The following is a 7,443-nucleotide window of genomic DNA, read 5'->3' as shown; positions in this document are numbered from 1 at the left end:
TGCCTCGTCCGTTATGCGGACGACAGGCTCATTGATCAGCGTTTCCCTAGGTGCGCAAGTCCACACTGCGACCGGCGCAGCAGATGCACTCAACTGTCTTGAGGCCGGCTCGTTCGACATTCTTATAACCGACCTTGCCATGCCGGGCGCGGACGGTCACACGCTGCTGCGCCGCATCCGGCAGCAAGAAGGGAACCGGCGACGCATCTACGCTCTAGCGCTCACAGGCCTCGCTTCGATTCAAGATCGAGACGCAGCGAACGCGGCCGGGTTTGACGATCACCTGCCGAAACCAATGAATCTTCAGCTGCTACTGGCGAAATTGTCGCTCGGGCGTGGTCGATAATGGGCAACAACGCAGCGATTGCGCGTAGCACCCATGCCGTCAATTGTGTCAGCATCGACCTGCCGCCTAACGAGATCCGTCAACACCTTTGGCCAACGCCCCGCGTCTCGCTATCTCGGGTACAGAACCGCGTTTAGAGATCTGCCGAAGAGTACGTAGCCGTCGCCCAAACGCCCAGTCGCAGGGCGATGCCAACATCGCTGACGACTGAAAGCCGTCGGACACAGGTGCCCGTGACGTTCTCACAACGCCGCATTTTTTCCGGCGTACGTGGTTTAAATCAAAAAACGTACTGTCGGAATTCTGCGTCCCATCGGACCGCATTGTGCGTCGGAATTGGACTAGCCTCACATAGGATCGCGGAGCATACAGCCGACTGACGGGAAAATAGTTCGCAGACTTCAAGCCCCGCGAGTCGAGCCCGGTTTGGACGCTTTGGCGTGAGCCTACGCTTTGCTAGCATGGAAAAATATCGGTGCCACTTCTTCTATTATCATCGCCCCAGCATTAAGTGGCCGGGGGCGGCAAAACGGCACGAATACGCTCGAGCCGATCTGGATTTCTCGCCCACTGAGAACACAGCGCCCACGTTTATTCGCCACCCGCAATTTCCAGGTTTGCTCGAGGTAGACACATTTTTGTGCGTCGCTCCACGAGACCAACAGTGTTCCTTGAGACGGCCTGTCAACGATCTTTACTACGCGCATTACGTCGTACGTAACTGATCCTTTTGTATTGAACTGCTCGGTCGCACCAAGATTCTTGCCTACTATTTGACCTATTGGCGTAAAACGGTCCACGTCGTTAGGTCTGTCAAGCGTCGCGACGATCTTCGCCCAAGCGTCACGCTTTTGGCAGACATATCCCATGTTCCGTGCTCCTCTCGGCTCTAGAATAAAAATACCACAACTTTTCTATAATAGAAACGAAGAACGCCCCGCTTTTTTTGAGCTGTCGGGTGTCACGACATGGACACACCGAGCAGCGCGCCGACACCATACGTGAAGCCGGCAGCGACGCAACCAATCACGATCTGGCGGGTTACAGAAAACCACGAAGAGCGGCCGTTGAACAACGATGTCACTACGCCGATCACGGCCAAGCAAAGCACGCTGAGTGAAACACTGATTCCGATACCCACCACTCCGCGAGCCCAGAAAAACGGGACAGCAGGAAATATCGCTCCGAGAGCAAACAAACCGAACGACGTGCCAGCGGCACGCCAGGGATTTCCGCCCAGCTCCTCCGGGTCGAGGCCCAGCTCTTCTCGTGTGAGCGTATCGAGCGCCTTGTCACGATTGCGCATCATTTCCTCGGCCACCCGACGCGCATCATCTCTATCGAGCCCCTTTGCCTGATAGATAAGCGCGAGTTCCCGCAATTCCGCCTTTGGCGTTCTCTGGAGTTCTTCGTTTTCCCGCGCAATCTGGGTTTGCGCGAGCTCGTACGCGTTCGTGACCGACAACCATTCTCCAAGTGCCATTGAAGATGCACCTGCAATGAGTCCAGCCAGTCCCGTCAGAAGGATTGTCTTGTTGGAGGCACCCGCTCCGGCAATGCCCATGATGAGGCAAAAATTCGACACGAGGCCGTCGTTGGCACCTAGGACCGCCGCTCGCAAATCGTTACCTGACGCGCCGCGATGCCATGACTCCGCGCGCGCGATATCGGAGCCCTTCACGCCACCAGAAGGGTTGCTCCGCGCGACGGCGGCAACCACCGCCGCATGTGTGGATTCGTCAGCGGACAGTGCCCCCGCATCGGTCTGCCTGGCATATTTGTCGCGGTCGGCGAACTCCGAGGCGGCGAGCGCCGGCAGTACAAAGCGCGGACCGAAGCTGCGTATAAGCATACGCAATGCCCTGGTTTTGAATGTCGGCCTCGTGGTCGCTACATCGACACCCCGGTGCTGTAGCTTGGCGCGCCATATTTCCGCGTGTTCATGTTCGGCCTCGGCCAATTGCATAAATACGTCGCGGCGCAATGGGTCTGGTTCCGCGGCGGCAAGCGCTTCATATAGCGCGGCTCCGTCCATCTCGTCCCGCAGGTTGGTTCGAAGCCTATTGATGTCTGATTTGTTGGACGATCGCATGGCTGAACGCGCTCCACAGAGTGATTGGACAATAGCAGGACAATGCTCAATGACGGAATGACGTGAATTCCGGAATACTTGTCCCGATCATATTAACCTCCTCGGCTACCGTAAATTAAGGCCCGAAGATGTCCACGCAAGGGGGCGGTCCACAATCTGTATCCGAGATCGCTCCCGCGGGAGCGATCTCCGTCGATCTCTTTGCGTCAAATCAATCGTATCCCGTAAGCGACGTGCACAATCATCCGTGCATTCACGCAGGGAGGCTATGAACTGGTACTACACGGTCGAGAAGGAATTAGCGCGTGTGAGAAATGCGATTCAAGTTCTCGATCTAGGGCGAGGGCAGTTCCCGCCAGGATTAGAAGTCTGCGAGCCAAGGTATGGGGGCAAAAGGATCTCAACCTGTGATCGGTTTGTTGTAGTTGCAACGAATACTTGAGCAGCGTTGTTCATGGAGCTCTTACCCTCAGTCGGCCTCAGCAGGCGAAATTCCTGACAGGTGTCGGCGTGCCTGAATGTGCGCATCCGCCGAGGAAGAGTTGATAATTTGATTGCCAGACATCGTGACCACTGCTCGTCAAAGTTTGGCCCCATTTCCCGCCGCACTTTGATCGACAATCGATCATTTCGAGTTTCTCCCACCCAGTTTTTCCACCCACCCGAAGGACTAGAGATGAAATCCTTGAAAACCTACGTTGCCGCAGCGACCGCCATCAGTGCCATTGCTGCGATCGTGCCTGTTGTTCAGGCACAAGAGACGACCGCGGCACCTTCAGCAACAGCTCCCTCTCGTTCGGCTATTAGAGCAGCAAATAAGGATTTGGCGAAACGAGTTCAGAAGACGTTGTACAAACAAAAGGGCTTGGAGTCCACTGATGTTCATGCCGTCGCTCGTAGCGGCAAGATTACGCTAGTAGGAATGGCTCCGGACCAAGCGCAGATCGATCTCGCAGGGAAAGTTGCCGAGAGTGTTCCTGGCGTTACGTCGGTCAAAAACAATTTGACCGTGGACGAAAAAGGACGTTAATGGTTGAGTCCAACCGCATCCTTTGACTGCATTGGCGCGCCCTGACAACACGAATGCTATGTTCTCAACGGCGACGCCATTGCCTGGGGAATTCCGCCGCCAATGCCGCCAGCGGCGCCGAAACCTGCTCGACATGTCCAGAGACTCTTGCGATCCGATCAGCGAGGCGCCACACGCCGTCTTGTCGCCTTCTGTCGCAACCGGGCGGCCATCGAAGGTCATGCTTTTCACCTTGACGTCGACGATGAGATAGACGCCGCCGCATTTCGGACAACGACATGACGCGCGGATTGGTGGCGCCCTGTGCCGCGGCGCTCATTGACAGCTCGTAAAGCTCGATGCTTCGCAGAATGTCGCGCTCGAGCGCGGTCACGAGCTGGCGTGCGTGTCTCACTTCGCCATCGTAGGCGTCTTCGCGAGCTTCGAGCAGCATCGCGGCAAAAAACAAGCATGTGCACAGCCACAGCAACCCTGTGCAACCGATGACCCCAAGGGGCGTCAGAACCATGGACGCCGCCGCCCGTAAGCTGCGGGTTGCGAACTTCAAATATCGGGACATCGATTTCTTTTTGATCTGCCAAGTGGAGCGGAAACGGGCGAAAATTTAACGGCCGCGCCGCATCATAGCAAACACTGCGTCAGGATTGATTCGAGTCAAACACAAGCGAGAATATTCATTGACGCGCGCGATGATTTGACGCATCCGATCTCATTGCTTTTTGCCGCGCAGGACGGGCCTCCGCCGGTGTCGCAGTGGACCGGCCAGCCTTTCGTGGAGTAATCGTCCGATTCGTGCAAAATCTGGTGGTCAGTCGCCGCAGCCCCTTATCCCACAAGGCTCCGCGCCCCTGCGACATCTTTTCAACACGCGATTTTGCAAACATTTGAACAGAAATGCATGTCTGATCAAAAGCGCCAGAATATGCACGAAAGGTACGAATACCCATTTCCCGATCGCCCCCAAACCGTCCCGACCGGGGCGCGACGAACCGGCATGGGCCCTTGCCAAGGCGAGCGCGGCTTTTTAGTATCCGGAAAGCAGGCGTCGGGGCCCGGCGCACCAAAAATGCAGCGAGGCGACCGATGCACCGGCGAACAACAGCCCCCTACCTGATCGTGGCAATCGGCGTCGTGATCGCCTGCGCGCTGATGGGCCTATGCGTGTTGCAGTTGTTCCAAAGCCGCCACGACGCGCTGGAGCGCGCCAGCGAAAGCGCGCGCAATCTCGGTCTGATGGCCGAGCGCGACATCGAACGCAACTTCGAGCTGTACGACCTGTCGCTGCAGGCGCTTGCCCACGGGCTGCAGCGGCCCGATGTGATGGCCGCGGCGCCCGCGCTGCGGCGTGCCGTGCTATTCGATCACGCGATGAGTGCCGCCTTTATCGGTTCGCAGCTGGTGCTCGATGCCGACGGCAACATCGTCCTGGACTCGGCCCACGATGTGCCGCGCCAGGGCAATTTCGCGGACCGTAAGTACTTCACGGTCCATCGCGATAATGCTGACGTAGGACTGTATATCAGCGATCCGTTCATCTCACGGCTGAGTGCCGGCACGCCCAGCATGGCGCTGTCGCGGCGTATCTCGAATCCGGATGGCTCGTTTGCCGGCATCGCGCTGATTGGCCTCAACCTCGAATACTTCCACCACTTGTTTGCCGGCCTGTCGCTCGGGCAGCACGGTTCGATCTCGCTGATCGGAACGGACGGCATCATGGTGATGCGTCAGCCCTTCACGGACGGCATCGTCGGCCGCGACATCAGCCAAGCGTCGACATTCCGACGGTTCATGTCCGCTCGGGAGGGCGTGTTTTCAGAGACCGCGTCGATCGACGGCGTGCGCCGGCTCTACTACTTCAAACACCTACCGGAGCTGCCGCTGATCATCATGGTGGCGGAGGCTGAACAGGACATCTATGCGGCGTGGTGGCAGCGCGCCGCGGCAATCGGTGCGCTGGTGGGCACGTTCGGTGCGGCGTTCATTGTGCTGTCCATGGTCCTCAGCAAGCAACTGCGCCGCCGAATGCGCGCGGAATCGGAATTGGTACTGCTCGCCCGCACAGACGGGCTGACGGGCTTGAATAACCGCCGCAGCTTCGGCGAAGTGCTGGAGCGCGAATGGCGCCGCGCGCAGCGCGCGCACTCCGTGTTCTCGCTGCTGTTCGTCGATGTTGACCGCTTCAAGGCCTATAACGACACCTATGGCCATCAAGCCGGCGACGATGCGCTGGCGGCCGTCGCGCGCTGCATTGGCGAAAACATCCGCCGGCCAGCGGATACAGCGGCCCGCTACGGCGGAGAAGAATTTGTGGTGTTGCTCCCCGATACGCCCCCGCAGGGCGCGATCGAGATTGCCGAGCGCATTCGCGGGGCGATCGATGACCTCGCACTGGAGCACGTCGGCAGCGAATATGGGCGCGTCACCGCCAGCATCGGCATGGCGAGCTCGACGCCCGGTCAGGATGGAGACCCGGGTGCGCTGATCAAGGCGGCCGACGAGGCGCTGTACTACGCGAAGGCGACCGGCCGGAACAAGGTCTCGACCTTTCCCGTCGATGGATGTTGAAGTTCGAAGTTTGGTAAGCCGTCAATAAATGACGCCCTACCAATGGTAGGCAGAAGGTCAGATGCTAAGTGTCCGCGTGGACACATGCACTCAGACCGTGATGACAGAGAAACAGGACCTTCGAAGCAGACTGGTGGTCGGCCGCCGACGGGATGGCCGGCGGGAATTTGATGAGGCTGCCGTCCAAGAGCTGGTCGAGCTTTGCCTGAAGCCGGGCGTGTCGATTGCCCGAATGGCCATGGATCACGACGTCAACCCGAACCAGTTGCGTCGCTGGATCTCGCGCTATCAGCAGCATACGCTGCAAACGCCAACTAGACCGGACCCGCTGGTGATAGACGGCGTATCGATCGACATCCCGGGTTCGGCGCGTCGTGTTCCGGTGAGTGAAGCGCAGGCATTTGTCCCTGTCGTCACCGCGCCATCGACAGTGCCCGCCGTTTCCCCTGTACGGCCACCGGACACGTCGTTGATGGCGCTCTCGTTACATGTGCGCCTGTCGAATGGTGTCGAATTTGATCTTGGTGTTGAAGTTCGAAGTTTGTGCTAATGGCGTCCGCTGCAACGCTAATCGTGTCCGTTAATTCTGCTAACACAGCCATCTGCGGTCCTTGAACACTCGTTTCTCGCGATAACGGCTGATCGCGCGCAGCGCGGCAGCAAAGTGACCCGACAGCCGAAAGACAGAGGCGGGGACTGTTTCCAAAACCGTGTGATGCACGCTACAGAATTCGGCTGTCGGATCGAGCCACTCACGTTTCCAGCGAGGCACTGAAACGTCCGCGTCGTTCAGCACGAGGCATCTGAAGCAGTACGGCACGCAGCGCCAGTTGAAGAGCCAGGCCGATGGCGTCTGGATGTGCCTCAATCTGTCTTCATCAAGGCGTGCGAGCGTTGAGAATCGTTGAAGCGCTGGCTGAGAAATCGGAGGAAAAAGAATCCATCCAGCAGTCCCAAGCGAGGGCAGCGGCTCGCTCGAGCTCATCTGCCACAGCATCGCAACGCTCACCTGATATCGCGTCGCGACACGGCCTAACCAGCCACCAAAGGCCTCCTCGTAGAAGGGCCTGGGGGCAATCGGCCATGGAACGACGTTACTGCTCGACTCGGCAGACATGCTCGAGATGCGTAATGCCGATAAATTCGTCGCCGCTGCGAATTGATAGTTCGGCGGCATTGTTCAGCAACGTGGATATCTCACCGGTAAGTCCGCCGCTCGCGCTCAGAACAAACTGAACGATCTCGCGTCGTGCGAGATCCGATGGCTTGCGCAGTGGCAGCACGCGTTCGAAGGCCGCGAGAAGCCGCCGTAGACCATCGCTCTCCCGCCACCGTGGTATTTCGAACGGCACATACCGACTAAGGAAACGCTGATCAATGGACCAACTTCCGAAGTTGCAGGCGAGATGG

At 58.3% G+C, this 7,443-nt stretch carries 7 protein-coding genes and 2 pseudogenes; 4 read left to right on the top strand and 5 right to left on the bottom strand.

The features are described from left to right. Positions 1-346: response regulator (locus ACSHSS_RS29325; RefSeq protein ID WP_445545904.1), on the top strand; the 346-nt coding region annotated here is incomplete at its 5' end. Positions 347-792: 446 nt separating this feature from the next. Here the strand turns inward: ACSHSS_RS29325 and ACSHSS_RS29320 are convergent. Together ACSHSS_RS29320 and ACSHSS_RS29315 are read right to left on the bottom strand one after the other, a co-directional pair. Further along, positions 793-1,053, bottom strand: a complete 261-nt coding sequence (locus ACSHSS_RS29320; protein WP_226103182.1) for a DUF3331 domain-containing protein — start codon at positions 1,051-1,053, stop codon at positions 793-795. A gap of 254 nt (positions 1,054-1,307) precedes the next feature. Continuing rightward, positions 1,308-2,381, bottom strand: coding sequence for a VIT1/CCC1 transporter family protein (locus tag ACSHSS_RS29315; RefSeq protein ID WP_011880234.1), 1,074 nt, complete (start codon positions 2,379-2,381; stop codon positions 1,308-1,310). 733 nt (positions 2,382-3,114) lie between these two features. Between ACSHSS_RS29315 and ACSHSS_RS29310 the strand changes: the two genes are divergently transcribed. Beyond that, positions 3,115-3,468 (top strand): BON domain-containing protein, encoded by a 354-nt coding sequence (locus ACSHSS_RS29310; RefSeq protein ID WP_011880233.1) that lies wholly within the window; start codon positions 3,115-3,117, stop codon positions 3,466-3,468. A 141-nt stretch (positions 3,469-3,609) separates the two neighbouring features. Here the strand turns inward: ACSHSS_RS29310 and ACSHSS_RS29305 are convergent. After that, a pseudogene (locus ACSHSS_RS29305) lies at positions 3,610-3,741 on the bottom strand (PAAR domain-containing protein); the annotation flags it as partial. 810 nt (positions 3,742-4,551) lie between these two features. Between ACSHSS_RS29305 and ACSHSS_RS29300 the strand changes: the two are divergent. Beyond that, complete coding sequence (locus ACSHSS_RS29300; protein WP_060082254.1) at positions 4,552-6,033, top strand: sensor domain-containing diguanylate cyclase; 1,482 nt, start codon at positions 4,552-4,554, stop codon at positions 6,031-6,033. Positions 6,034-6,133: 100 nt separating this feature from the next. Continuing rightward, entirely contained in the window at positions 6,134-6,583 is a 450-nt protein-coding gene (locus tag ACSHSS_RS29295; protein ID WP_226092321.1) for a transposase, read from the top strand. Between the two features lie 39 nt (positions 6,584-6,622). Here ACSHSS_RS29295 and ACSHSS_RS29290 read toward each other — a convergent pair whose 3' ends face one another. Both ACSHSS_RS29290 and ACSHSS_RS29285 read right to left on the bottom strand, forming a co-directional pair. Beyond that, positions 6,623-7,150, bottom strand: coding sequence for a TniQ family protein (locus ACSHSS_RS29290; protein ID WP_081071367.1), 528 nt, complete (start codon positions 7,148-7,150; stop codon positions 6,623-6,625). Next, positions 7,128-7,443: pseudogene (locus ACSHSS_RS29285) on the bottom strand (hypothetical protein); the annotation flags it as partial. The gene ACSHSS_RS29290 and the pseudogene ACSHSS_RS29285, both read right to left, overlap by 23 nt.

The organism is Burkholderia sp. BC1, assembly GCF_052683555.1.
This window is presented reverse-complemented; position numbering and strand designations above follow the sequence as displayed.